Origin of the sequence: Paenibacillus jamilae, from assembly GCF_050482105.1 — a bacterium.
In the GTDB taxonomy this organism is placed as follows: Bacteria; Bacillota; Bacilli; order Paenibacillales; family Paenibacillaceae; genus Paenibacillus; species Paenibacillus jamilae_B.
On sequence record NZ_JBCNHI010000015.1, the window covers coordinates 186,358 to 209,351 of the forward strand.

General features: G+C 45.5%; 22 protein-coding genes. 14 read left to right on the plus strand and 8 right to left on the minus strand.

Annotated features, from left to right (window positions below):
• Positions 1 to 33: 33 nt before the first annotated feature.
• Positions 34 to 375 (minus strand): tail fiber protein, encoded by a 342-nt coding sequence (locus ABEW32_RS13085; RefSeq protein ID WP_430188281.1) that lies wholly within the window; start codon positions 373 to 375, stop codon positions 34 to 36.
• A 240-nt stretch (positions 376 to 615) separates the two neighbouring features.
• Between ABEW32_RS13085 and ABEW32_RS13090 the strand changes: the two genes are divergently transcribed.
• Genes ABEW32_RS13090 through ABEW32_RS13100 form a run of 3 tightly spaced genes read left to right on the plus strand, consistent with a single transcriptional unit; the run spans position 616 to position 4,629 of the window.
• Entirely contained in the window at positions 616 to 2,316 is a 1,701-nt protein-coding gene (locus ABEW32_RS13090; protein WP_430188282.1) for a spore germination protein, read from the plus strand.
• A gap of 22 nt (positions 2,317 to 2,338) precedes the next feature.
• Positions 2,339 to 3,433 carry a GerAB/ArcD/ProY family transporter gene (locus ABEW32_RS13095; RefSeq protein ID WP_430188284.1) on the plus strand — a complete coding sequence of 365 codons (1,095 nt, stop codon included), beginning with the start codon at positions 2,339 to 2,341 and terminating at the stop codon, positions 3,431 to 3,433.
• Positions 3,430 to 4,629, plus strand: coding sequence for a Ger(x)C family spore germination protein (locus tag ABEW32_RS13100; protein ID WP_430188286.1), 1,200 nt, complete (start codon positions 3,430 to 3,432; stop codon positions 4,627 to 4,629). Before ABEW32_RS13095 ends, ABEW32_RS13100 begins: the two co-directional genes overlap by 4 nt.
• 72 nt (positions 4,630 to 4,701) lie before the next feature.
• Here the strand turns inward: ABEW32_RS13100 and ABEW32_RS13105 are convergent, their stop codons facing one another.
• On the minus strand, positions 4,702 to 5,253 hold the full coding sequence (locus ABEW32_RS13105; protein ID WP_430188288.1) for a PadR family transcriptional regulator: 552 nt from the start codon (positions 5,251 to 5,253) through the stop codon (positions 4,702 to 4,704).
• A gap of 162 nt (positions 5,254 to 5,415) precedes the next feature.
• On the opposite strand from ABEW32_RS13105, the gene ABEW32_RS13110 reads away from it, so the two are divergent.
• The gene (locus ABEW32_RS13110) at positions 5,416 to 5,907 is read left to right on the plus strand and encodes a phenolic acid decarboxylase (RefSeq protein WP_430188290.1); all 492 of its coding nucleotides are present in this window, start codon (positions 5,416 to 5,418) and stop codon (positions 5,905 to 5,907) included.
• 106 nt (positions 5,908 to 6,013) lie between these two features.
• On the opposite strand, the gene ABEW32_RS13115 is transcribed toward ABEW32_RS13110, so the two are convergent.
• The 3 genes from ABEW32_RS13115 to ABEW32_RS13125 all read right to left on the minus strand — a co-directional run bounded on the left by ABEW32_RS13115 (position 6,014) and on the right by ABEW32_RS13125 (position 8,616).
• Entirely contained in the window at positions 6,014 to 6,460 is a 447-nt protein-coding gene (locus ABEW32_RS13115; protein ID WP_430188292.1) for a hypothetical protein, read from the minus strand.
• Between the two features lie 270 nt (positions 6,461 to 6,730).
• The gene (locus ABEW32_RS13120; protein WP_430188294.1) at positions 6,731 to 7,126 is read right to left on the minus strand and encodes a winged helix-turn-helix transcriptional regulator; all 396 of its coding nucleotides are present in this window, start codon (positions 7,124 to 7,126) and stop codon (positions 6,731 to 6,733) included.
• Positions 7,127 to 7,272: 146 nt separating this feature from the next.
• Entirely contained in the window at positions 7,273 to 8,616 is a 1,344-nt protein-coding gene (locus ABEW32_RS13125) for a glycoside hydrolase family 30 protein (protein WP_430188296.1), read from the minus strand.
• Between the two features lie 213 nt (positions 8,617 to 8,829).
• Here ABEW32_RS13125 and ABEW32_RS13130 point away from each other — a divergent pair, with 213 nt between their 5' ends.
• From ABEW32_RS13130 to ABEW32_RS13155, 6 genes are all read left to right on the plus strand, one after another.
• Positions 8,830 to 9,510, plus strand: a complete 681-nt coding sequence (locus ABEW32_RS13130) for a response regulator transcription factor (RefSeq protein ID WP_430188298.1) — start codon at positions 8,830 to 8,832, stop codon at positions 9,508 to 9,510.
• Positions 9,507 to 11,276: a sensor histidine kinase gene (locus tag ABEW32_RS13135; RefSeq protein ID WP_430188300.1), complete on the plus strand. Its 1,770-nt coding sequence runs from the start codon at positions 9,507 to 9,509 to the stop codon at positions 11,274 to 11,276. The genes ABEW32_RS13130 and ABEW32_RS13135 overlap by 4 nt, the downstream gene beginning before the upstream one ends.
• Before the next feature lie 18 nt (positions 11,277 to 11,294).
• The gene (gene pssA / locus ABEW32_RS13140) at positions 11,295 to 11,804 is read left to right on the plus strand and encodes a CDP-diacylglycerol--serine O-phosphatidyltransferase (RefSeq protein WP_430188495.1); all 510 of its coding nucleotides are present in this window, start codon (positions 11,295 to 11,297) and stop codon (positions 11,802 to 11,804) included.
• 21 nt (positions 11,805 to 11,825) lie between these two features.
• Positions 11,826 to 12,320: a DedA family protein gene (locus ABEW32_RS13145; RefSeq protein WP_142613635.1), complete on the plus strand. Its 495-nt coding sequence runs from the start codon at positions 11,826 to 11,828 to the stop codon at positions 12,318 to 12,320.
• 87 nt (positions 12,321 to 12,407) lie between these two features.
• On the plus strand, positions 12,408 to 12,824 hold the full coding sequence (gene psiE / locus ABEW32_RS13150) for a phosphate-starvation-inducible protein PsiE (RefSeq protein WP_430188302.1): 417 nt from the start codon (positions 12,408 to 12,410) through the stop codon (positions 12,822 to 12,824).
• A 55-nt stretch (positions 12,825 to 12,879) separates the two neighbouring features.
• Complete coding sequence (locus ABEW32_RS13155; protein WP_430188304.1) at positions 12,880 to 13,887, plus strand: AI-2E family transporter; 1,008 nt, start codon at positions 12,880 to 12,882, stop codon at positions 13,885 to 13,887.
• 178 nt (positions 13,888 to 14,065) lie between these two features.
• Here ABEW32_RS13155 and ABEW32_RS13160 read toward each other — a convergent pair whose 3' ends face one another.
• Positions 14,066 to 14,953: an EamA family transporter gene (locus ABEW32_RS13160; protein WP_430188306.1), complete on the minus strand. Its 888-nt coding sequence runs from the start codon at positions 14,951 to 14,953 to the stop codon at positions 14,066 to 14,068.
• Positions 14,954 to 15,286: 333 nt separating this feature from the next.
• Here ABEW32_RS13160 and ABEW32_RS13165 point away from each other — a divergent pair, with 333 nt between their 5' ends.
• The gene (locus tag ABEW32_RS13165) at positions 15,287 to 15,847 is read left to right on the plus strand and encodes an NADPH-dependent FMN reductase (RefSeq protein WP_430188308.1); all 561 of its coding nucleotides are present in this window, start codon (positions 15,287 to 15,289) and stop codon (positions 15,845 to 15,847) included.
• Positions 15,848 to 15,939: 92 nt separating this feature from the next.
• Here the strand turns inward: ABEW32_RS13165 and ABEW32_RS13170 are convergent, their stop codons facing one another.
• Positions 15,940 to 16,869, minus strand: a complete 930-nt coding sequence (locus tag ABEW32_RS13170) for a ketopantoate reductase family protein (RefSeq protein ID WP_430188310.1) — start codon at positions 16,867 to 16,869, stop codon at positions 15,940 to 15,942.
• A 479-nt stretch (positions 16,870 to 17,348) separates the two neighbouring features.
• Between ABEW32_RS13170 and ABEW32_RS13175 the strand changes: the two genes are divergently transcribed.
• From ABEW32_RS13175 to ABEW32_RS13185, 3 genes are all read left to right on the plus strand, one after another.
• Entirely contained in the window at positions 17,349 to 17,720 is a 372-nt protein-coding gene (locus ABEW32_RS13175; protein WP_430188312.1) for an MmcQ/YjbR family DNA-binding protein, read from the plus strand.
• A 119-nt stretch (positions 17,721 to 17,839) separates the two neighbouring features.
• Positions 17,840 to 18,466 (plus strand): nitroreductase family protein, encoded by a 627-nt coding sequence (locus ABEW32_RS13180; RefSeq protein ID WP_430188313.1) that lies wholly within the window; start codon positions 17,840 to 17,842, stop codon positions 18,464 to 18,466.
• Positions 18,467 to 18,504: 38 nt separating this feature from the next.
• Entirely contained in the window at positions 18,505 to 19,464 is a 960-nt protein-coding gene (locus ABEW32_RS13185) for a ring-cleaving dioxygenase (protein ID WP_430188315.1), read from the plus strand.
• Between the two features lie 115 nt (positions 19,465 to 19,579).
• On the opposite strand, the gene ABEW32_RS13190 is transcribed toward ABEW32_RS13185, so the two are convergent.
• A complete protein-coding gene (locus ABEW32_RS13190; protein WP_430188317.1) occupies positions 19,580 to 22,921 on the minus strand; it encodes a DEAD/DEAH box helicase in 3,342 nt (1,113 codons plus the stop codon).
• Positions 22,922 to 22,994: the final 73 nt, after the last annotated feature.

The window sequence follows — 22,994 nt, forward strand, 5'->3', positions numbered from 1 at the left end:
TATTAAATAGCCTATCACTTGAGCGTGCTCATATTATGGGCGGGACGGATATAGCCCTTCGGTAGCCATGTAGTAATTTACATTCGGCATCGGAGAAGCTCCACGCAAGTCAGGCAATGCAAATGTACGTACTCCATCACCGCCAAAATTCGTACCCAGCAGACTGTATAAAGCTGAATACTGAGCAATGGGCAACAGCTGGCCCTCGCATTTTAGCCAGCCTTTAGGAGCGAACGTGTACGGGTACACCGTAATTTCCCCAATATAAGGCTCATAACCTGCATGTGCCTGATTGGGGCTGATCGCCGTTCCTCCTAACAAAATGACCGCCAGCAGACTCAATACGGCGGCCTTCTTCCAAAAATGATTCTTCATACCTACAGCTCCTTTTAGATTCACATAATGGCTCACGAATTCAACGAATTTGTGACATTAGTCATAGAATGAATAGATATTATCATGGTTTTCCACTTTTGGCACTACAGCTCATCTATCAAATTCACCTTTTTATTCCTTTTGTGAGTAAATAAATTTGTTCCATCTGCCTCATCTTTCATGCATCTTTTTTCTAATTCAGGTAAATCTATATACAAATCGGGTGGAATTCAAGGAGGAATGAACGTGTGGAAGGTAATCATAAAACACGTGCCTAATTGGACTGAGTGGATTGAGGCCTTATTTTTGTTCATTGTGCCTTTGCTTATCTTCTTGGCGGTACAGCAAATCAAAAATCTGGATGGCCGGGAAAGCAGACGCAGGGAGCGATTGAAGCTGCTGGAGGAACAGGATCGCTCGAAACATGCAGATCATAATACCTTTGCAGATGAGAAGGAAGGGGAAGGCTTTACCGCAGACTACCAAGCCAATGTGGATAAAATGAAACAAGCAACCGCAGATATGGCGGACGTGAATGAACGTCCTATTTTTTTGGAAAATCTGGATGCTGAATGTACCCTTTTTTTTGTGGATGGCTTAACGGATAAGGTGGGTATGGACCAGAACATTTTAAAGCCACTGATGGATTGGGGGAGATCCGAGCAAAAGGAGGAGGCGCTTCCACAAGGAGAAGCGCTTTCCAATATGATTATTCGCCAGATCATGCTTGTGTCGGAGACAGAATGTACGTATGATGTACAGTTTGCTTTGCGAAAGGTGTTGTTTGGTTCAGTGATCCTCATAATCGAAGGTATACGGGGTGCTTTTGTGCTGGGTACACCCAAGGGGAATAATCGAGGAGTTGAAGAGCCTATATCAGAGTCGGTGCTGCGAGGACCGCGAATCGGTTTTACGGAGACACTCAGCGATAACACGGCAATGCTCCGCAGACATGGGGAAAGTTCGGAACTGGCGATGTCATCCTTTAAAGTCGGCAAAAGAGTGGAAAAACAACTAATGGTGGTATATTTCAGAGATATCGCTGATTCTGAGCTTGTAGATGAGGTAAAGCGGCGGATTAAGACCATTGATATGGATGAGGTGCTGGAGTCGGGCTATGTAGAACAGCTTATAGAGGATAACTTTCTTAGCCCGTTTGTGCATATTCAGAACACAGAGAGACCGGATCGGGTCATGGCCGCATTGCTGGAGGGACGTGTGGCAATTCTGCTGGATGGCACGCCCTTTGCGCTCATTGTGCCCGTCACGTACGGGATGATGTTCCAGTCTCCTGAAGATTACTATGAACGATGGATACCAGGGTCGCTGATTCGATTTCTTCGTTTCATGGCAACTTCGTTATCTTTGTTCACCCCGGCGCTTTATATTTCCTTTATCTCGTTTCATCCCGGACTGATTCCGACCAAGCTGGTCATTTCCATTATTAGTGCAAGACAGGGTGTTCCCTTTTCCACGCTCGTCGAAGCGCTGATTATGGAGATTGCCATCGAGATTTTGCGGGAAGCAGGAATTCGGCTGCCCAAACCCATTGGTCCGGCAATGGGGATTGTCGGCGGTCTGATTATTGGACAGGCAGCTGTCAATGCCGGGATTGTAAGTCCAATTCTGGTCATTGTGGTGGCTATTACAGCCATCTCTTCTTTTACTACGCCTGTATACAGTGCTGGCATTTCCATGCGTGTCCTCCGTTTTGCAGTCATGTTCGCGGCAGCCACCTTCGGTTTGTATGGAGTCATCATGTGTTTTCTGGTGATAAGTATTCATTTGGCTAAGTTGCAGAGCTTTGGCATTCCGTTCCTTAGTCTGATGGCTCCCCGTTCGTTGAGGGACTGGAAAGATTACCTCCTGCGGGCACCGTTTCAATTTATGAAAAACAGACCCATTCTATTAAAGCATAAAGACCCGAAGCGACGAGGATGAGTTCAATATAGGAGGGATCAGAATGGCTCGCGGAAAAAAAATGGATCATATTACAACATTGCAAACGACGGCAATTGTAGTTAGCTTTATGTTGGCTGCCGGATTGCTTACCCTTCCCAGAGTAGCGGTTGAAGTTGCAAAAACACCGGATGTGTGGATATCTATCATTTTAGCAGGGGCTGCAACCTTTCTGCTCGGATGGATCATTATTAAACTGAGTCAACGATTCCCAGACAGTACATTTTACCAGTACGTTCAAAAAATAACAGGCAAGACCATTGGAAAAGGGATTGGCGCGGTGATCGTCATTTACTTTGTTTGTATTGCTGCATACGAAATCCGGTCCGTGGAGGAGGTAACGGCGTTTTTTCTGCTTGAAGGAACCCCGGCATGGGCTATTTCAGCCCCTTTTATGTGGACTTCCTTGTACTTGTGTATGGGTGGAGTGGGTGTATTAGGAAGGATATGCCAGCTTATATTCCCAATTACAGCAGCGATCTTTTTGTTGATATGCTTGCTGGGACTAAATGTTTTTGAATTGAATAACTTGCGTCCTGTCTTATCGGAGGGTGTAATGCCAGTACTTAGAACGGTTAAGACGACTGCTCTGACATTAACGGGAATTGAGTGTCTGCTTATCGTTCTTTGTCGTATGGAGAAACCGGAGAAGGCCACCAAGGCGATCGGATGGGGGATCGGAATCGCAGTCAGTTTTTATACAGCCACCTTGATCCTGTGTATTGGAGCTTTTTCAGTGGAAGGAGTCGTGGCCAGAACCTGGCCCTTTCTGGATTTGGCCCGCAGCTTTGAAGTGGAGTATCTGGTGCTTGAAAGGTTTGAATCCCTATTATTGTCCATCTGGATTATGCAAATTTTTAACACTTTCAGTATCGGTTTATACTGCGCTTCGATCGGAGTTTCGCAGATTTTGAATGTCTCTTATGCCAAGGTTCTATTTATCTTGCTCCCGTTCATTTACCTCATGTCCCAAATACCCAGAAACCTCAATGAGTTGTTTTCTTTTGGAACAGTCCTCGGGAATGCAGCTTTCTTGTTGTTCTCCCTGCTTCCTCTGCCGCTGTTGCTTATTTCCCGCTGGAGGGGAGTAGGATCATGAAGAGCGTCCGTTTGGGGTTACTTGGAATGGCGGCTATTCTCATATGCAGTACACTTTCAGGCTGCTGGAGCAGCTCCCCGGTGGAGGATTTGAACCTGGAGACAGGTGTTGCTATGGATGTAGCAGAGCTATCTCCGCAAGAAGAGCAAATCAAACAAAAAGGAGGAGATTATCCGAGAAAAGAGTTAATTACGGGAACTTTTCAATTTATCATTCCAGAGCAAAGCGGCGGCTCTGATAGGTCTTCTTCACAAAAGAAAAAATTTTTTAATATTCAGGAAACGGGGGATTCGATCTTTGAGATCATAAGAGAAATTTCATTACGGACCAATCGCCCTCCTATCGGATTTCATTTAAAAACCGTTATTATCAGTTCCAGTCTGCTTCGCAAAATTCCGCTGTATGAGCTGCTTGACTTTTTTTTGGGCGATAACGATATCCGGCCTAGCGTCCAATTGTTGATTAGTACGGATAAGGCGAGTGATGCGCTTCAGGAGATTATCCCAGGGCAAATTCCGGCTTATGTCTTAAAGGATATCTTTGTAAGTCGCAAACGGAATGCGCGGCTGGCAAAGCCGGTTGCATTGGCCAAAGTGATCGGACCGATGAGGGCCAAAAGCAGTTTTATTCTGCCTAATGTCATTACGGGGGAGAAGGGACTCAAACTGGCAGGCGCGGGAGTTATCAAGGGAAAGACGCAAACATACGGTGGTTTTCTGAATGAATCTGAGGTCGAAGGGCTCATGTGGATGAGAGGAGAACTGAGCGGGGGGACTTTAAAGGGGGTTGATCCCAAAACTAAGAAAAATATGGTATATGAAATCAAAAAGGTAAGAAGCAGCATTAAGGCTATCGTACAAGGTGGGGACATATCCTTTCGCGTACGAATGACTTCAGAGGGACGGCTTTCGGAAAATTTTAGTCTGAATGAAGATTTGGGCAGTAACCGCCTGCTTGGCAAACAAGAGAGTATTTTCCAGGAAAAAGTCAACTCATTAGCAGAACAAAGCGTAGCTAAAATGCATGAATTACGTACTGATGTTGGAGGCTTCGGAGAAGCCCTGCGGATTCAGCATCCTCAAGTATGGCACAAGGTCAAAGCGGATTGGGATAATACCTTCAGCACGATTCCGGTACAGGTCAGCACGGATATTCACATTGAAGACTATGGAGCTTCCAAAATACGGGCTGATTAATAGTATAACGAAAGCAGCCATTTCGCAGGCAGAGGACAATCCTGCTTTGCTGAAATGGCTTTTTTGTAACAGCTATTCTTCAAACAGGGATAGCGTTTCTTTCAGCCACGTAATATAGCTCTCTTCCCGATTAATGGCACGGCTTAGCACCAAATAATGACCGAATTGACTAGAGCCGGGTACTTGAAGGTTCTCGTCCAGCTGTTGCAGGGATTTTTTACTTTCATACAGACATTCGAGCTTATCTGTACGTTTGGCAATCTGATCCTCGAACAAGCGCTTGCTTTCTTCCTTGGGGATGGCTGCTGAGAAATACAGCATGAGCATAAACTCGTCCTTTTCCGTTTCCGGTAACTCTTTGGGGCTTAGTAGCCATTCGGTCAGCTCCTGAGCTCCTTTGGGGGTGATGCAGTACAGCTTCTTTTCCAGCTTGGCTCCTGTAATGGAGGTACGAAATTCAATGAGTCCTTCTTCGGTCAGCCTTTTGAGCTCGGGATAAATCTGACTGTGCTTGGCACTCCAAAATTGCCCGATTTCCTGCTTGAATTGGCTTGTAATATCGTAGCCGCTCATTTCCTCTTTGTGAACCAGACCCAAAATGGCATATTTCAATGTGCGTTTCAACGTAGTTCTCCTCGCAATGGGGTATTTGACAATAGTATATCACAGCGCTACAATTTATATGTATCTTAAAACATGTTTATATTTACATGTTTGAATGAATTGTTTATTGTTTTGGTGTCCTGTTCAATTCACAAACTCATAATAAGGAAAGAAGGATGCAAGATGGACAAGTTTATCGGCAGTCACATGATTTACACCTATGAGAATGGCTGGGAGTACGAAATATATATTAAAAATGAGGATACGATTGATTATCGCATTCATAGTGGTATGGTAGGCGGACGCTGGGTACGTGATCAGAAGGTCAATCTGGTGAAGCTGGTAGACAATGTGTATAAAGTATCGTGGACCGAACCGACTGGCACAGACGTTTCTCTGAACTTTATGCCTGAGGAAAAACGGATGCATGGCATTATCTTTTTCCCTAAATGGGTACATGAGCATCCAGAAATCACGGTTCGCTACCAAAACAATTTTATTCCGCTGATGGAAGAATCGCGTGAAAAATATGAAACGTATCCGAAGTATGTGGTTCCTGAATTTGCGGATATTACGTTCATCGAAAATGCAGGTGTGAACAACGAACAATTAATTTCCCAGGCACCTTACGCTGGAATGACGGACGACATTCGTGCAGGAAAGCTGCAATCATAATCGAACATGGTTAATGGAAATTGTGCAGCCTGAGCCTGTGGTAAGCAGTCTCAGGCTTTTTTACGTAAACTGGAGAGTGGATTGCTTATGGAGTGGTGGACGATAGCTAGAATGAATAGTAGACCAGTCCATGCTCGATAAGATATGCACGACTAATCCGAGGAGGGAGGATGATCGCTGTTGGGGAGAGAGTGTACGAGTTCGCATGGACAGTCAGATCGGATAGGGCAGATAGAGCCAACTCTGTTTTAACAGGTCCCCAGTGATCAGCGTGCTGCTTAATATATTGTTCGGCCTCGGTTAAGGACAGACCTTTGAGCGAGGTGAATACGGAAGCCCAGCGGACGAGATCAAAGGTGCCTTTAATTTCAGGTAGCTTATATTCCGCCAGGCCTTGAGCACCGTTACTCGACATAGTAAGCAAGCCGCAGCAATGGTGTTGATACTGTTCAGGATTAGGAAATTGGCGATGGTCGTATTGGATAATTGCCATGGAACCAATGCATAATTGCGTCGTTTGCAGCGTTGAGGGCTGGGCAAGCGTCAGGCTCATACTGGAACGGCCTCCTTTTCGGATTCACTGTAATAGGGATGGAAGAATCATACGTCACAGCGGATGTAATGTAAATCATGAATACAAGCGTAAAACAAGAATATGTAGCGGAAAACGGATTTTAATGCCAATGGAAACGGATACTTGTATCCGTCTCTTTCATTATCTTGACGATGGTCTTTATATTACAAAAAACAACCCCAGGTCACCCCAGGGTCGTCTTTATGAGAAATATATATCTTCATTTTGCAAAATGCTTGTTTAGCTGAATCACACGGGTGTTACATCCTGAATCGCTTCTTCTTTTTCCTCTTTCCAGATCACGTTCTCGCGATAGTTAGATCCCCAATCGTACATGGCCTTCAGTACCGGGATCAAGCTTTCTCCATGCTCTGTCAGCGAATATTCCACATGTGGAGGGACGACAGGATAGACTTTACGCAGAATGAGTTTATCTTCTTCTAGTTCGCGCAATTGGTTGGTCAGCATTTTTTGCGTAATGTGGGGGATCAGCTTCTTCAATTCACCGAAACGCTTGGTGCCTTCCATACCCAGATGCCACAAAATAATCAGTTTCCATTTGCCACCAATGACCGCGAGAGTCAATTCTTTATCACAATTAATCAGCTTCAAATCAATCCGGTCTTTTACAGTTGTGATGTTCATCGACCTCCTATCCGTAGTTATTCCAAGTATACTATGTATAACTACAGTGCGCAAAAGGAGATACATCCATTTTGGAAACTATGCATTCGTTTGGATACGGATCGACCGGACAGTTCCGACTACGCATAATTCCAGGAATATGACGGTTAAGCAGGAATAACGATAGTGTTAAAGGATTCTGGTTCCAGTTCCAAACGGTGTGTTGATTCACCAGCAGACAGATTCAGCACGCGAGATTCCTTAAATGGGTTGGCGATGACCAGAACCCTGTGTCCGTCTGTATTTTGAAAAGCAACCGCATTTCCAGCCCATGAACCTCGAATTCCAATGCGTCTGGCTCCTGGTAATACAAAATGAGAAAAGTGCTTCATCACGTAATATTCCGGGTTTAGCATAGGTTTGCGATCTGCTGGATCAACGGTGATCATCGAATTTTGCTCCCAGCCCCATGTGCTCTTGCCTTTTGGTTCCAAAACCATATTCCAGTATATATAAGCATTCACGCCATTGGTGAAGTAGTGCTGATACAGGTTATATACATATTTGGCGTAGTCCCATGAATTTTCTCCGTTCCCGCATTCATTTTCAGTCTGCATGTAACGAAGCTCAGGATAGCTCGCCACGGTGCGCTGAATGGCATTTTTGCCGGCCCATTGATAGCCTACACCTTTAATATATTTATAGGCCTCGGGGTCACTCAACACGGTGTGGGCATACTCATCAAATCCGGTCGACGTCTTCTTGATTAATTCCTCCCACGGATCAGGGGCGTTAATCGTACCTAGCCAAATTTCTGTATCCAGTCCGTGTTCCTCAAATGCCGGACCCAAGTAGTCGCGAATAAATTCGCGCAGCTGCTCTCCGGTCCATACACAGGAAGGGAATTTCTGATCGGCAATGACTTCGTTTTGAACATGAACCTGGTGAATCGTAATGCCTGCCTCACGGTATGCCTGAACAAATTTGACAAAGTATAATGCATACGCTTTCAAAATATCCTTTTCCCAGCGCAATGTACCGTAATTATAGGCTTTGGGTGATTTCATCCATGTTGGTGGACTCCAAGGTGAGGCGAACAGCTTTAAGTCTGGATTGAGTTGCAACGCTTCACGGATAAAAGGGATGAGATATTGCTGATCGCGCTCAATGGAAAAATGCTTCATCTCCATGTCGCCGTCCGTTTCATTATGGCTGTACCATTCCAGCGCGTAGTCACTCGCTCCAATAGGGAGTCGGCAGATCGTGAATTTGTGCTCGCCCTCGGGGTGGAAGAGAGCATGAAGCACCTGATCTCGTTCTTCGCGGTTCAAATGATTCAGGGCCACATAGCCCAACTCATTAAAACAGCCGCCAAAGCCTTCGACAAGCTGATAGGTTTCTCCCGTAAGGCTTAGGTTGGCACTCTCTTGAGTTTGGGTTAATTGATGAGCTTGGGAATGCCAAGCATTAGCTTTGGAAGTGGAAAACCATTGGATAGTTTGATTGCTCATATGTTACCCTCCTGTTCAGGCTTTTTGTATCTCTACATATTATAGGGTAGGATCTTAGGGGAAGAGATGGTCTGAACGAAGACAAATTTGCCCTTATCCAAGGTGAAATTTGCGGATGAAAAGTTTCTGTAGATTAAGAAGTGTTAAAAACACATAAAGTACACATCTCTTTGATAAGCTATTGTCCTAGAATGACCGAAAGAGGGAAGTCGATTGAATAAAAGAGTTCTTCTCGTGGAGGATGAAATACGTATTCGTGAAGTCATTGCGGATTATTTTAAACAAAATAATTGGGAAGTCTATGAAGCAGGCAATGGAAAAGATGCACTTCTCTGGTTTGATTCGGTGCAGCCGGACCTGATTATACTTGATATTATGATGCCTGAGCTGGATGGCTGGGAAGTATGCCGTCAGGTACGCAGCCGTTCAGGGGTGCCAATTATTTTGCTGACGGCCAAGTCTGGTGACGATGATAAACTATTAGGCTTTGAGCTGGGGGCAGATGACTACGTGACCAAGCCCTTCAGCCCTAAGGTGCTGATTGCCCGCGCGAACGCGCTGATGAAACGGGTGGAGGGACATGTGCAGCCAGAGTCGCATATTTTGCGATTCGGCAGTGCTATGCTTAATACGATGGCTCATCGGCTTGAAGTGGACGATGCGGAAGTCGAGCTGACACCCAAGGAGTATGAGCTGCTGCGGCTGCTTATACATAATAAAGGCATAGTTGTTTCACGAGATGCCATACTGAACCGGGTATGGGGTATCGATTTTGAAGGAGATACACGAGTTGTCGATACACATATCAAGAAGCTGCGAAGTAAGCTAGGCCGAGAATCACGCCATATCCGTACGGTGTTTGGTACAGGCTACAGGTTCGAGGAGGAAGAATGAACAAACGGGGAGTTACCTTTAAGTTGTTCATTATGACGGTTGTGTTTTTCCTGTGTTTTTACGGGATGGTGATTTTAAGCCAATTGCTGTTTTTTGAAAATTTTTATCAGAAACAGAAGATTGGGCGTGTGGAAAGTCGTTTGGAAAGCTTCGGCCAAAGTTATGTCAGGGAGGCTTGGGGACCGGGCAGAGTTTCGCGTGAGGCAGCTCGTTTTATGCTTCAGAATAAAAACCAGTTGGCGATTGTAACGCTGGACGGCAAAGTAAAGCTGGATGACGCGTTTCATATCAATCTCAGAAAAGCAGATGGTAAAATCGTTAAAATATCGCTGTCTCTGTTTATGAACGAATACGGAGATGAGCTGAGAGCTGCCCGGATTCAGCCTGGTGATCAGGTCACAGTTGAGGGTGAGGTGCTGGGAACGGACGGCATCTCTTCTACCAATTTAATTTATCCAACAGGCATACAGAAGCTTGGTTCCAAACATATAGGATCGACTTCGGAAGAGGCAAGCACAGATGACAGTGTAAGGCTGTCCGGTACGGTAACAGAGATTGTACTGCCAGATTTGAAAACCTGGAGTCAGCGCCAAGGTCTGCTGTTTAGTGCGCTGGAGGAATGGTTTCCTTTATCCCAGGATCATCTGGAGAGGCTTAAAAATTTCGAGGTGTTGGAGGAAGAGTGGACTGAACCTTGGACAGGGGTACGAAATGCAGTTATCGTCCATCCTGTTCGTCAGAGTACAGGCGAGATCGATCTCTTGTTCACTGTGACATCGTTGCAGGAAATCAGTGAGACGAATGAGGCTCTGCGCTGGTTTTATCTGTATCTGGGGATTGGCGGATTTGCACTTATCCTGATTTTGTCCCTGTTCTACTCCCGAATGGTAACCCGTCCGCTCATTACTTTGAATAATACTGCCAAGCGGATGGCCAAGCTCGATTTTACAGCCCATACGCCAATCCGGCAGAATGATGAGCTGGGCAGCCTGTCCTACAGCATGTATACCCTGTCCCAGAATCTGGACACGGCTTTGCGCGAGCTTCAGGAGGCCAATCAGCAATTGGTCGAAGATATGGAACAGAAGCAGAGGATGGAGGCTGTGCAACAAGACTTTTTTGCCAATGCTTCTCATGAGCTGAAAACCCCGCTAAGTATCATCAAAGGGTTCGCAGAAGGACTCCAAGACGGGGTTAGCGCCGGGAAGCAGGATCATTATATGAAGGTCATTGTAGAGGAAGCGGACAAAATGGAGCGGCTGGTCCAGGATATGCTGGACCTTGCCAAATTGGAATCTGGAACCCTCAAGCTTCGCAAGGCGACCTTTATTTTGAGCGAGCTGGTGGAGGAGGTTGTGGATAAGCTATTCCATTTGTTGAAGGAGAAGCAGCTGGAAGTGGTCATTATTCCTGCCAATGAGCTACCGATTCATGCCGATATAGGTTGGATGGAGCAGGTGATTATCAACTTTGTTGTCAATGCCATACGACATGCTGAGGAAGGAAGCTCCATCACGATTCGTATCGAAGGCTCTGGGGAAATCAATACGTTTTCCATTGAAAATAAGGGCGAGACCATCCCGGACGATCAGCTGGAGCTGATATGGGATCGATTCTACCGGGCTGAGCTGTCCCGTAGCCGCAAGACAGGTGGGACAGGACTCGGGCTATCGATTGTTAAACGGATTCTGGATTTACACGAATTCCACTATAAGGTGGAGAATACCAAGGACGGCGTCTGTTTTGTCGTTATATTCGGAGGCTAAGCTATGGCAAAGTTAACAATGAAATGGAATTGGGTGCCCTCACTTTGCACGCTTGCAAACCTGGGGGCAGGGGTCCTATCCCTGTACTTTACGGTTCATGAACAATATATGACCGCCTTTACCCTCGTAGTGGTGGCTGCTTTATGGGATGTACTGGACGGTTTGCTGGCAAGGCTGCTGCATTGCTCCAGTGATTTTGGCAAGCAGCTTGATTCGCTGGCGGATGTAGTCTCATTTGGCGTTGCTCCTGCCTTTCTGATCTTGCAGTACAAGCTGGGAGATACTCATTGGATAGGACCGCTTGTAGCTGTGTTGTTTGTGTTATGCGGTGCGGTGAGGTTGGCGAGATTCAACCTGATGGCTTTTAGCAAAGGCTTTGTGGGCATGCCTATTACGGCTGCGGGTGTGATTTTGTCCTTTATGTTTTTATGGAGTGAGCATTTGAAGCCGGGGTTGTTACTGGCACTAATGGTGGTGCTGTCGTTCCTGATGGTTAGCCGTATTCCCTTCCCGTCCTTCAAAAAATAATCGGTCAGGAGGTGGCGTCCCATGGAATGGGCCATCAGCATGATTACACAATACGGATATATCGCTATTTTTGCACTGCTTGCCCTCGGAATTATAGGACTACCCGTTCCTGATGAAATTATTATGGTGTTTGTCGGCTATCTATCCTCTATCATGGTACTGAATTATTCCGTGTCTATCTTAGTCAGTTTTATTGGTGCAATGACAGGAATGATGATCAGCTACACGTTAGGCAAAAAGCTCGGGCAGCCGCTGGTGGATAAGCACGGCAAGTGGGTAGGATTGACACCAAAGCGGTTTGCACGGGTAAAAGGGTGGTTTGCGCGCTTCGGATTGTGGACCATTTTATTCGGTTATTTTATTCCAGGAGTCAGACATGCAACAAGCTATTTGTCGGGGCTTAGTGCGATGCCTGTCCGAAAATATATGCTGGTGGCCAGCGCTGGTTCTCTGGTATGGACACTGATCTTTATCTCCATTGGTTATGTTGCCGGGGCGAATATTAACTTTCAATAATGTAACCGCAAAAGTAATGTAGCATTTTTCACGTATTGCACCGATAATATAAATAAAGAGCCTGTACAACCAGTGAGGGGATCTGTATTGAATGCATTGATGAAGTATATTGAAAAATTACCTGGTTTTTTGCAAATGATCTTGAATATCTCGCTGTTTTTAGTCGGGCTGATTTTAAGCTTCTTACTTCTAAAAGAAACATGGTCCATATTTTCATATGTGTTCTTGTATACAGAAGCCGACAAAAATTACTATGAATTCACGGAAGAGCTGCTTGTATTCTTCTTGTATTTTGAATTCATTGCATTAATCGTTAAGTACTTTAAAACCAATTTTCATTTTCCATTACGTTATTTCATCTATATTGGGATTACGGCCGTCATCAGGCTCATTATTGTGGACCATGATGATGCTCAAAATACATTCTGGTGGTCCATTGCTATCCTAGTCATGGTAGGTTCTCTATTGATTGCTAACAGTAAATTGTTAAAGAGAGAAAGTTGATGCCGGGGAAGATTGCAAGGGTGACAGTCAAGTAGGAGAGAGGGAATAAAGACGAATGGTAAGAAACTGGATGAATCATGCAGGTGTCAGGCGGGGAGCTGTCCTTGCGATAATCATTTTACTGCTCTTCATGTTAAGAAGCATGATGAATATTATTTTGTTAACACTGCTGCTTACAATCCTGATTGGCAGTATATATAACGGTGTGAATAAGCTGATCAAGCGGTTCGCCAATGTGCCGCCTTTGATTGTGCTGCTACTGGTATACGGGTTGCTGATCCTGATTATCGTGTGGGGAGTGTACCGAATGGTGCCGTTAATCAGCGTACAGGTCAAGCAGGTGTATCTCATGATTCAGCAAGCTTATATGTATCCTGACCGTAACCAATGGAACGAAACGATTATTCAATTTATGGACACACTCAATGTTCAGCGGTTATTTGAGCCTGGCTGGAATGCGGTAATGAAAATCAGCCAACTGGGAACACAACTGCTGGTATCGATTATTTTGAGCTTGTTCTTCCTAATGGAAAAGTCCTATATTACACGCTTTACAGCTACGTTTGTGGATAGTAAGCTGGGTTGGTTTTTCAAGGAAGTGGGCCATTTTGGAAGCATGTTTCTGGGTACATTCGGGAAGGTGCTGGAAGCTCAACTATTGATTTCACTCATCAACTGTATATTGACGACGACAGCTCTCTGGATTATGGGCTTTCCTAATCTGCTCGGCCTCGCGCTCATTATATTCCTGTTGGGATTAGTACCAGTGGCAGGTGTATTCATTTCCCTGATCCCGCTCGGTCTGATTGCGTTTAGCGTCGGGGGAATCAATTATGTGATTTATTTGGTCATTCTGATCGTGGTGATTCATGCGATTGAAGCCTATTTCCTGAACCCGAAGCTGATGTCATCCAAAACCAATTTACCGATCTTCTTCACCTTTGTTGTATTGATCTTCTCTGAGCATCTGATTGGAGTGTGGGGCCTGATTGTAGGTATTCCGTTGTTTGTTTTCTTCCTTGACCTGATCGGGGTGCAACGCAAGCAAGAGAAGGATACCTAACATAGCACTACACGATGCGAATATAATAGTGATCATGGATTTTCCATCATGAATGCCTGCGAAGCCGCAGGCATTTTTTGTTTTCTCTGGTGCTCCTCATTTTATTCATGGGTCAGATGACTGATGTTCATCATTGTTCAGAACGAGTCCAACGGTATGTTTTACTTCCTTTAAATTTTCACATCCATTTTACAATTATGATTCCGATTATAGCTATGATTACACCGCACATTTCCGTTCTACTCATTGATTCTTTCAGATAGAAACGAGCATATAGCAATACTACAACAACACTCAAGGCGATAATTGCAGAAACAACCCCGGTAACCCCATTATTAAAAGCAGCAAGTTTAAGTACCATGGCTAAAACATTTACAAGACCAACTCCTATTCCTAAGCATAAGGTTTTAGAAAGGGTCCAATGGTTCACAATTTCTCTTTGTTTATTAATTCCTACTTGAATAGAAGAAGGTCTTTGTCCACTACAATTAATTAGGAAAGCTCCAGAAAATAATATACTGCTTGTTGCAAACATCAATGTTAGGAGTGGTAGGATAGAAACACCATTTAGTAAAGCTTGTTTTGATGATAAGTCCGTAAAGCTATAAAAAATGATCGCCAATAAACCAAACTGCCAGCCTTGATACGTACCTTCCTGTAGATCTCTTTTATATCTGATGATGAGCAGAGAAAGGATTATGATACAGAATCCAACCAATTGCACGGGGCTCAGCGTTTCTGCCCAAAGTAATGCAGCTAAAAGGACAACAATTACAGGCGTCAATCCAGAAAAAAATGCGATGACTGAAGCCCTCCCCACAGCATATCCCTTATACAGAAATGTGTTGGCCAAAAAAGAGAAAACCCCCATTACAACACCAAACCAAACTTCGTTACTCCATGTTTGATTAACAAATAAGTTGATGATTAAAACTAAAATTGCACTAGAGATATATACACCAATAAACATTAGATCTCGATTAATTGTTCGTTGAGAAGTCCATTGGTAAAGAATGCCTCGTAAGCCAAAGAAAAAAGCAGCCCCTATTGCGTATGCAAACCACATTGCTTGTCCCTCCAAATACACTCAATAAAAATGTATGACTGAAATGAAACGTGATGAATTGTTAACTTCATAAATTATAAATATCCATTGGACTTTCCTAAAGGACCAATCCTGACACAAATAACCAGTCCAATTTATTTAAATCGAATTTTAATAGTGTATTTACTAGATATTTGTCCAACACTTTTTCGCGGTCGCTTTCGATAAAAAACAGAGTAATCACAACGTACTTGTTTGCAGCAGTAGATCTATTGTTTTACCCGTTATTTCATCTTACTGGCCAACTTTTGTAGTACACTGAGTATCAAGATTAGATCAAGTGAAAAGAAAGAGATGATATGGATGGAACAAAAGATTAAGGTGTTGGCTATATCGGGGAGCCTTCGTCAAAAGTCTTCCAATACCGCGCTTATGAAGGCTACTATTGGACTGGCTTCTAAAAATATAACATTCACGGTATATGATGGATTGGGGGATTTGCCTCATTTTAATCCTGACTTGGATGTAGAGGAAGGGCCAGCTTCCGTAAGAGAACTGCGGGAGCAATTGAAACAATCCGATGGAGTGCTGATCTGTACACCGGAATATGGAAATGGTGTGCCGGGTGCTTTGAAAAATGCCTTGGATTGGCTCGTATCTTCAGGTGAATTTGTAAATAAGCCTACAGCGGTCATTAGCGCCTCACCGTCCCCTATGGGCGGTAACCTGGCTCATGCTTCGCTGCTGCTCACATTGCAAATGATCAATGCAGAGATTGTGGAAAATGGAAAGGTCATTATCCCAAATATCACATTGAAGTTGAATCAAGAGGGCACCATTACAAATGCTGAAACTAGACAGGAGCTGGAAGCATTACTTCAAGGGCTTGAGCAAGCATGCAGAGGACAGGCATAGAAAAATTCAAAGCAGATCCTTCATCATAGAAGGATCTGCTTTTTTCGAATGGCCACCTACTACATATGCAGCAGCAGGTATTCATCAGTGATCTAAATGTTAGAGGTGTTCAATAAGCTCTCATAGACCTTTAATCGGGCATACACTGTTTCAAGTATCGGATATGAGACATTACTGCCAGAAGCCAATGCCAGAAGTGCACCGTGCAGATGGCTTGCTTCAACCGGTAGATTTTTCTGCATATCACGTTGCATGGATGACATCATCTCAGGCTTTAAGGAATCCATCGTTTTTAGCGTATGGGCTTCCATTTCTGAATGAATAGGCATATCTGCGTTGCGGGCAAGTGTGACGATTTCATGCAGTAGCTTTTCATAGATTGCACGCGATTCAGGCGTGGCGAGTATCGCCCCGACGGAGGTACCCATCAGGGTTGTGATTCCGCTCATGCTGGCAATAAATATATACTTCTGCCAAATTTCACGCTGAATGTCATGACTGTTTGTGACGGTGAAGCCTGCATGATCAAGATGGCTACATAGTAGCTGCGCACGTTCTGAATTTGCTCCATCCCATTCGCCAAAAACAATGCGGTGGAACGGGCTTGTCTGAACGATAGAGCCTTGGTGATTTAACGTCGTTTCGATATAACAAAGCCCACCCAGCACTTTTTCAGCTCCAAAATATTCGCGTAAAGATTCAAAATGTTCATAACCGTTAAGCAAAGGAAGAATCATGGTATCTTTACCGATATAGGGCGCAAGCTCGTGCTGCAATGAAGGCAGATGGTATGCTTTGACCGCGAGAATAATACAGCCAAATGGCTCCGCAGCTTCACCGTAGGTCATAGCCTGGATCGGCGTCTGAAAATCTCCATGTACACTTTGAATCGTCAGACCGTTTTCCGTCAAATGAAGCTTCTTGGAAGGGCGTACGAGAAAAGTTACATCTTCTCCTTTTTGAACCAGGCGTCCCCCGAAATAGCCTCCAATAGCACCGGCACCCACAACTAGAAACCGCATTATAGGGCACCTGCCTTTACTTCTTGTTTCATTTTCTTCAGTGGCAAAACATTAAGCGCTTTCGAGTTTGTCATGGTTACATTCAAATCCTTTCCCACCTTGATTTTGGAAAAACAAAAAAACCTTCCAGCACATTGCTGAAAAGGTCCGAAAGGCAAAAAAAGAGTCAATTTGCGACCGTTCTTTTGTCTCGGTCCTTTCGGATCAGAGCAAAATCCAACGAGTTCACCTCCATAGGCTCACGCTTATACTTATTAAATTACACCTTACCAGAGTACCGTTCGAATATATCGATACAGCCTCTCAGGGAAGTATACCAGAATATCGGGTTCTTGTCCCATATAAAGCCAATCCGAACAGCGTGTATGCGATGGTATCCATAAAGCACGAACCTAGTATATATGAAGCGCATAGTGGTGATATAATAGGGCGCAAATAGATTGATAGACCGATAACTTGGAGCAGAGGAGAGAAGGCTGGTGTTTGAGCAAATTGTAGCGTATGGTCTGAGCCAAAAAGAGGCCGTTAAGGATTATCCATTTGGTGCTGATCCCCTGGTACTAAAAGTAGGGGGCAAGATGTTTGCTCTCCTGACTGAAAAAGACGGCGTTAGCCATGTATCCTTGAAATGTGATCCGGTCATTGCGGAAAACCTGCGTGAGCAGAACAAGGCAATTAAGCCAGGCTATCATTTGAATAAAAAGCATTGGAATACGATAGAGGTTGATGAAAGCTTCCCGTTGGAGGATTTGTACAGCATGATCGACCATTCGTATGAGCTGGTCTTCAAAAGCTTAACTAAAGCGCAACGCGAAGCGATTACAATGAGGATACGGGCAACAGATCTGTAAAGGGCTGGTGAAGTCCTTATTAACACTTTTATAGTTTTACTTGACAGAAAACCCCTAAAGATATATTCTTAATTTAAAGATAATTTATTTGAAAATAATATCAAGGAGTGGAACTGAATATGAGCGAACTGGTGAATGTCATTCAAGAGAGAAGATCGGCTTCTAAATTTATTCCTGATGTTACTATAGATGCAAAAGAACTGGAAGAGATGTTCCAGCTGGTGAAGTTTGCTCCATCGGCTTTTAATTTACAGCATGCGCGTTATATTGTGGTGCAGGATGCAGAGATCAAACAAAGACTGCATGATGAGGCAAGTAAGCAGTACAAAATATTAACCTCTTCGGCCACCATTGTAGTGCTGGGTGATACAGAGGCTTATACCAAGGTAGCTGACCTCAACGAAGGGTTCCTGAATTTGGGTGTTCTGAGCAAGCAGGAATATGATAGCACCGTAGAATCGGTGACTCAGTTCTATCGCGAGCGGGGACCTGTCTTCCAGAGAGAAGAAGCGATTCGTAATGCCAGTTTGTCGGCTATGCAATTTATGTTGATTGCCAAGGACAAAGGCTGGGATACTTGTCCGATGATCGGTTTTGACCCGGCAAAGGTGCAGGAGGTATTGAATATCCCCGAGCAATTTGTGCCTGTGATGATGATCACCTTGGGAAAAGAGGACGAATCGGGTCAGCGGGCAAGAGGATACCGCAAGCCGGTTGGACAGTTTGTTAGCTACAATGGATTTTGAAATCTGTAAATCATCATGTTCATTAAGGAGTGATTGAGATGTCTTTGAAAACCGCTGGAATTCACCATATTACGTCCTTTGCAGGCGATCCGCAGGGCAATGTTGACTTTTACGCAGGTGTGCTTGGTTTGAGATTGATCAAAAAGACAATCAACTTTGACGCTCCAGAGGTATACCACTTGTATTTTGGGAATGAAGAAGGCAGCCCGGGCACGATCATTACCTTTTTTCCGGCTCCGGGTACACGCAAGGGTAAAATTGGAGGCGGACAGGTCGGGATTACGACATATGTCGTGCCGCCAGGCTCGCTGGATTACTGGGAAAACCGTCTGCACAGCTTGAAGGTGTCCTTCACGAAGGCTGCTCGTTTTGGCGAGTCATTCATCCAGTTTCGAGATAATGAGGGCCTGCATCTGGAACTGGTGGAACGTGAGGAAGGGCTGGTGAACACGTGGACAGCCGGAGGCGTGCCTACAGATAAAGCGATCAAGGGTTTTGGAGGAGCTGTGCTCTATAGTGCGGATTCCAAGCATACCCAAGGTGTGCTGGAGAACGTTCTGGGTATGACTCCCATCGGAGAAGACGCAGATGCAGGCTATATGCGTTATCAGACGACTGGAGATTTGGGCAACTTGATCGACATTCCGATCAAAGATGTACCGTGGGGGAATGGCGGTGCCGGTACGGTTCACCATATTGCGTGGCGCGCGCAGGACGATACGGAACATCGGGCGTGGGACGAATGGGTTCGCCAGCGTGGTTTTGGGACCAGTGGCATTGTAGATCGCCAATACTTCAATGCCGTTTACTTCCGCGAGCAAGGCGGTATTCTATTCGAGATTGCAACCGATCCGCCTGGATTTACCGTGGATGAGGAACTGCATGAGCTGGGGCACAAGCTGATGCTGCCTGAATGGTATGAGCCTCAGCGCGCCCAGATTGAGTCTAATTTGGTTCCCATCGAACCTAGAGTGCTCAAACAGGATGAATCGGTTTGAGATGTACAATCACATATGGAACAAGAAAAGGTCCAATGCGGGAAGATGTTCACCCACATTGGACCTTTTGGTATCTGAATTGTCAGTATCGAAAAAATAAGCGGGGAAGAGCTGTTTAGATCATGAGCAACTCACGAATCTCCAGTTCGGTCAACGCTGAAAGGCTTTCTTGCCCTGGTTGAATGACCTGGTCAATCAGGTTTTTCTTTTTTTGCTGTAGCTCATACATTTTGTCCTCTACTGTACCTTGGGCGACGAGCCGAATAACCTGAACCACTTTTTTCTGGCCCATTCGGTGTGCACGGTTGGTAGCCTGCTCTTCTACAGCGGGATTCCACCACAGGTCATATAGAATGACGGTATCTGCGCCGGTGAGGTTCAGACCCGTACCTCCTGCCTTGAGGGAAATCAGGAACAGCTCGCGTTCTCCTTCGTTGAAGCGACTGCACAGCTCGACTCGTTCGGGGGCGGGAGTTTGTCCATCCAGGTAAAAGTAGGGAACCCCTTCACGAGAAAGCTCGCGTCCGACCATTTGAAGCATCGTAGTGAACTGTGAAAAAATGAGCATCCGCTTCCCAGAGCTGAGACATTCCGTAATAATCTCCAGCAGTTGTTCAAATTTGGCCGAGCTTCCCGTATATCCATCAACGAACAAGCCCGGATGACAGCAGAGCTGACGAAGCCGGGTCAGACCTGCGAGGATTTTGATCCGGTTTTTCTGAAATCCTTCTTCATTGAGATGCTTCAATGTTTCATGCTGTAGCTTGGCTAGATAAGCTGTGTACAGCTTTTTTTGCTCCGGCAGGAGCCGGGATACCTGCACGGATTCGATTTTCTCCGGCAGTTCCTTAAGTACATCGCCCTTCAGACGGCGCAGCAGGAACGGACGAACTCGCTTGGCAATCACATTTCGAGGCAGATTGTGAAATGCTCTTTTTCCGCCGGGAAATAGCTCAGGAAATACCACGTCGAAGATGGACCATAGCTCTTCCAATGTATTCTCAATGGGCGTTCCTGTCAGAGCAAAACGGTAGCGGGCTTGTACATCCTTAACGGCCTGTGCCGTCTGGGTGGCATGATTCTTGAACGCTTGCGCCTCGTCCAGAATAAGCGTATGAAACGATGGCTTGCTATACACTTCTGCATCGCGCCGTAGCAATGGATAGGATGTAATAATGACGTCATAGCTGGCGGCATCCCGTATAATCTGGCCCCGTTCCTCCGGGCTGCCATCAGCAATAATGACACGGATATGCGGGGCGAATTTCTCCAGTTCATTCCGCCAATTGTACACCAGCGATGCAGGGGATACGACCATGGCTGGAAGCTGTTGATTGCGAATCTCTGGCAATACAGACACGAGGAAGGCAATACTTTGTAGCGTTTTGCCAAGTCCCATATCATCTGCCAAAATGCCTCCAAAACGGTAATGTGCTAAGGTCTTGAGCCATTGAAAACCGTACACCTGATAATCTCTCAAGATCGGGGCGAGAGTGACAGGTACGGGAAAGTCGAGATGGTCAGGATTGCGTATATTTTCTAGCAGCTGGCGAAAGGTTTTACCCAAGGTCAGATTTTTCACATGATCGTGAGGATCAATCAAATACAGACCTTGCGTGACCGGAATCCGAATCTGAGCTGCATCCAGATCGCTTTTGCGGATACCTGTTTCGTTCATGAACCGAATTAATTCCTTGTACTCCTCTGTTTCCAGCGGCAGTAAGGCACCATTCGGCAGACGGTGATATTTCTGTTTTTCTTCTAGCGATTTGAGCAGCTTGCGAATTTCCGATTCTGGTATACCCTCAATATCAAATTTAAATTCTAGCCAATCCGTACGTTCGTCCCACTCTGCTCGTATCCTGGGGATAGGCAGCGTATTATTGATTTTCGCTTTGACTGCACCTGTGGCATAGACGTCCAGCAGCCTTTCCAGTTGTGGAACAGTATGGTATAAGAAGTCATACTCTGCATCTTCATCTTCCATAAAATATCCGCTGTCTGTTCTGGCAAAGGAGCTATGCTCCATCAGTTCCAAAATTCGCTGCTCCTGTTCTCCATCACGTATCAAAATACGCTCGTTACCTGGCGTTCGTGCATCTGTTTCCAACGGGTTGATGATGATGTCCCCATATTGGAATTCCAGTCCTGCCAGCAGCTTGTCTCTTACCCGGTCCAGATACAGCTTGGCCTTTAACGGATGCTGGGAGACCCGATCCGAGACAGCACGTGTCATATGGACACGTCCGAGCTTGATTAAGCCGGGCACGACTTTATCCATAAAAGCTTCCATCTGTTCTGGCGCGATCTGGATTGCTCGTTTGTGATGTACTTCGACCATCCGTTTTAGGTCAGACAAACGCCGTAAGGAATCAGCCTTCTGCTTGACAAGCTTGCCATCGGCAATGACGACACCATAGTCCTCCATGATCATCAAGTCATCTAACCCCTGAATACTTAGCTGATAGCCTTCGCTTGTGGCTTCGGTCTCATCAAATTCAAATTGCAGCGGAAGCATCAGGTCGGACTGGGGAATACCTTCGCTCGTGTTTCCGTGAATCTCAAAGTAGACGCCCTGTGCTGCTATCAGTAAGGGGAGCAGCTTGTCCCAGGCCGCAGGCGGAATGAGAAGCATACGCTCGCCGCTCATATGACTGCCGGAGGCTGAATATGTGCCAGAGGTTTCCCGGATCATGCGCTCCTGGTGGCACACCTGGGATAATTGCTGGAGGATCGCGTCATGTTCTACGCGGAAACGGTACAGCTCAGGCTCATAAGAAAAGCTTTTCGTGAACATGTAGCTGTCCCCACGGTCGATACTATCCAGAAACGGGCGGATTTTCTGAACGATGTATAATCGTTTGGGCCCAGCCTTCATTTCTATCCCAAACATATATTTTTGGTACCCGTAGGCAAAGGGCCGGATGACAAATTGAAAATCCAAAATCGCGCGAGTATCCAGCAACGCAGGTGTGCTGCGAAGTGGTCTCTTGCGGCCGAATAGTTTTAACATACTGTCGGTCAATTGGAGATCCCTTTGAGTGATGTCTGAGGATCGCACTGTTCTGGTATCTGTGTACATCCCGTCCGAATCCATGCTTCCCGTTGGATCTGGGGCAGTGCCGGGATGAAGTCTGGAGACATAGGAGCGTACGGACAGACTTTTTCCACGCCGCATATCATAGGCGTTAAGAAGAACAGCGGCAATATGTTTGCAATAACGTCCAGTGGTCTGAAATGAGCTACAGGTGCATTCCGCGCGGATGCTGCCGTTGGGCCGGATCATTGCAGCAACAGCATAAAAGCCGCTTCCTTTGACTGTAGCTTCATACACACCTTCATGATGATCTATTTGTGTAAAGGCCACCTTTTTGGCCCGGTAATAGGCATCCCCGTCGTCGTAAGCAGCCTGACTGCATAGTTGTCTGATCGCTCGCCGGGTAAGTTCAAAACTCATGGTTCGTAATCCTTTCCTGAGTTATTCCGTTTTCTACATGATAACAGAACAGACAGGGGGAAGGACACTTGAG

Excerpts from the sequence above, each read along its gene's own strand:
- ABEW32_RS13180 (WP_430188313.1), top strand. The coding sequence starts at position 17,840 with ATGAGCGAACTGGTGAATGTCATTCAAGAGAGAAGATCGGCTTCTAAA.
- ABEW32_RS13115 (WP_430188292.1), bottom strand. The coding sequence starts at position 6,460 with ATGAGCCTGACGCTTGCCCAGCCCTCAACGCTGCAAACGACGCAATTA.
- ABEW32_RS13095 (WP_430188284.1), top strand. The coding sequence starts at position 2,339 with ATGGCTCGCGGAAAAAAAATGGATCATATTACAACATTGCAAACGACG.
- ABEW32_RS13100 (WP_430188286.1), top strand. The coding sequence starts at position 3,430 with ATGAAGAGCGTCCGTTTGGGGTTACTTGGAATGGCGGCTATTCTCATA.
- ABEW32_RS13145 (WP_142613635.1), top strand. The coding sequence starts at position 11,826 with ATGGAATGGGCCATCAGCATGATTACACAATACGGATATATCGCTATT.
- ABEW32_RS13110 (WP_430188290.1), top strand. The coding sequence starts at position 5,416 with ATGGACAAGTTTATCGGCAGTCACATGATTTACACCTATGAGAATGGC.
- ABEW32_RS13135 (WP_430188300.1), top strand. The coding sequence starts at position 9,507 with ATGAACAAACGGGGAGTTACCTTTAAGTTGTTCATTATGACGGTTGTG.
- ABEW32_RS13165 (WP_430188308.1), top strand. The coding sequence starts at position 15,287 with ATGATATGGATGGAACAAAAGATTAAGGTGTTGGCTATATCGGGGAGC.
- ABEW32_RS13170 (WP_430188310.1), bottom strand. The coding sequence starts at position 16,869 with ATGCGGTTTCTAGTTGTGGGTGCCGGTGCTATTGGAGGCTATTTCGGG.
- ABEW32_RS13160 (WP_430188306.1), bottom strand. The coding sequence starts at position 14,953 with ATGTGGTTTGCATACGCAATAGGGGCTGCTTTTTTCTTTGGCTTACGA.
- ABEW32_RS13085 (WP_430188281.1), bottom strand. The coding sequence starts at position 375 with ATGAAGAATCATTTTTGGAAGAAGGCCGCCGTATTGAGTCTGCTGGCG.
- ABEW32_RS13190 (WP_430188317.1), bottom strand. The coding sequence starts at position 22,921 with ATGAGTTTTGAACTTACCCGGCGAGCGATCAGACAACTATGCAGTCAG.
- ABEW32_RS13090 (WP_430188282.1), top strand. The coding sequence starts at position 616 with ATGAACGTGTGGAAGGTAATCATAAAACACGTGCCTAATTGGACTGAG.
- ABEW32_RS13125 (WP_430188296.1), bottom strand. The coding sequence starts at position 8,616 with ATGAGCAATCAAACTATCCAATGGTTTTCCACTTCCAAAGCTAATGCT.
- ABEW32_RS13120 (WP_430188294.1), bottom strand. The coding sequence starts at position 7,126 with ATGAACATCACAACTGTAAAAGACCGGATTGATTTGAAGCTGATTAAT.
- pssA (WP_430188495.1), top strand. The coding sequence starts at position 11,295 with ATGAAATGGAATTGGGTGCCCTCACTTTGCACGCTTGCAAACCTGGGG.
- ABEW32_RS13155 (WP_430188304.1), top strand. The coding sequence starts at position 12,880 with ATGGTAAGAAACTGGATGAATCATGCAGGTGTCAGGCGGGGAGCTGTC.
- ABEW32_RS13185 (WP_430188315.1), top strand. The coding sequence starts at position 18,505 with ATGTCTTTGAAAACCGCTGGAATTCACCATATTACGTCCTTTGCAGGC.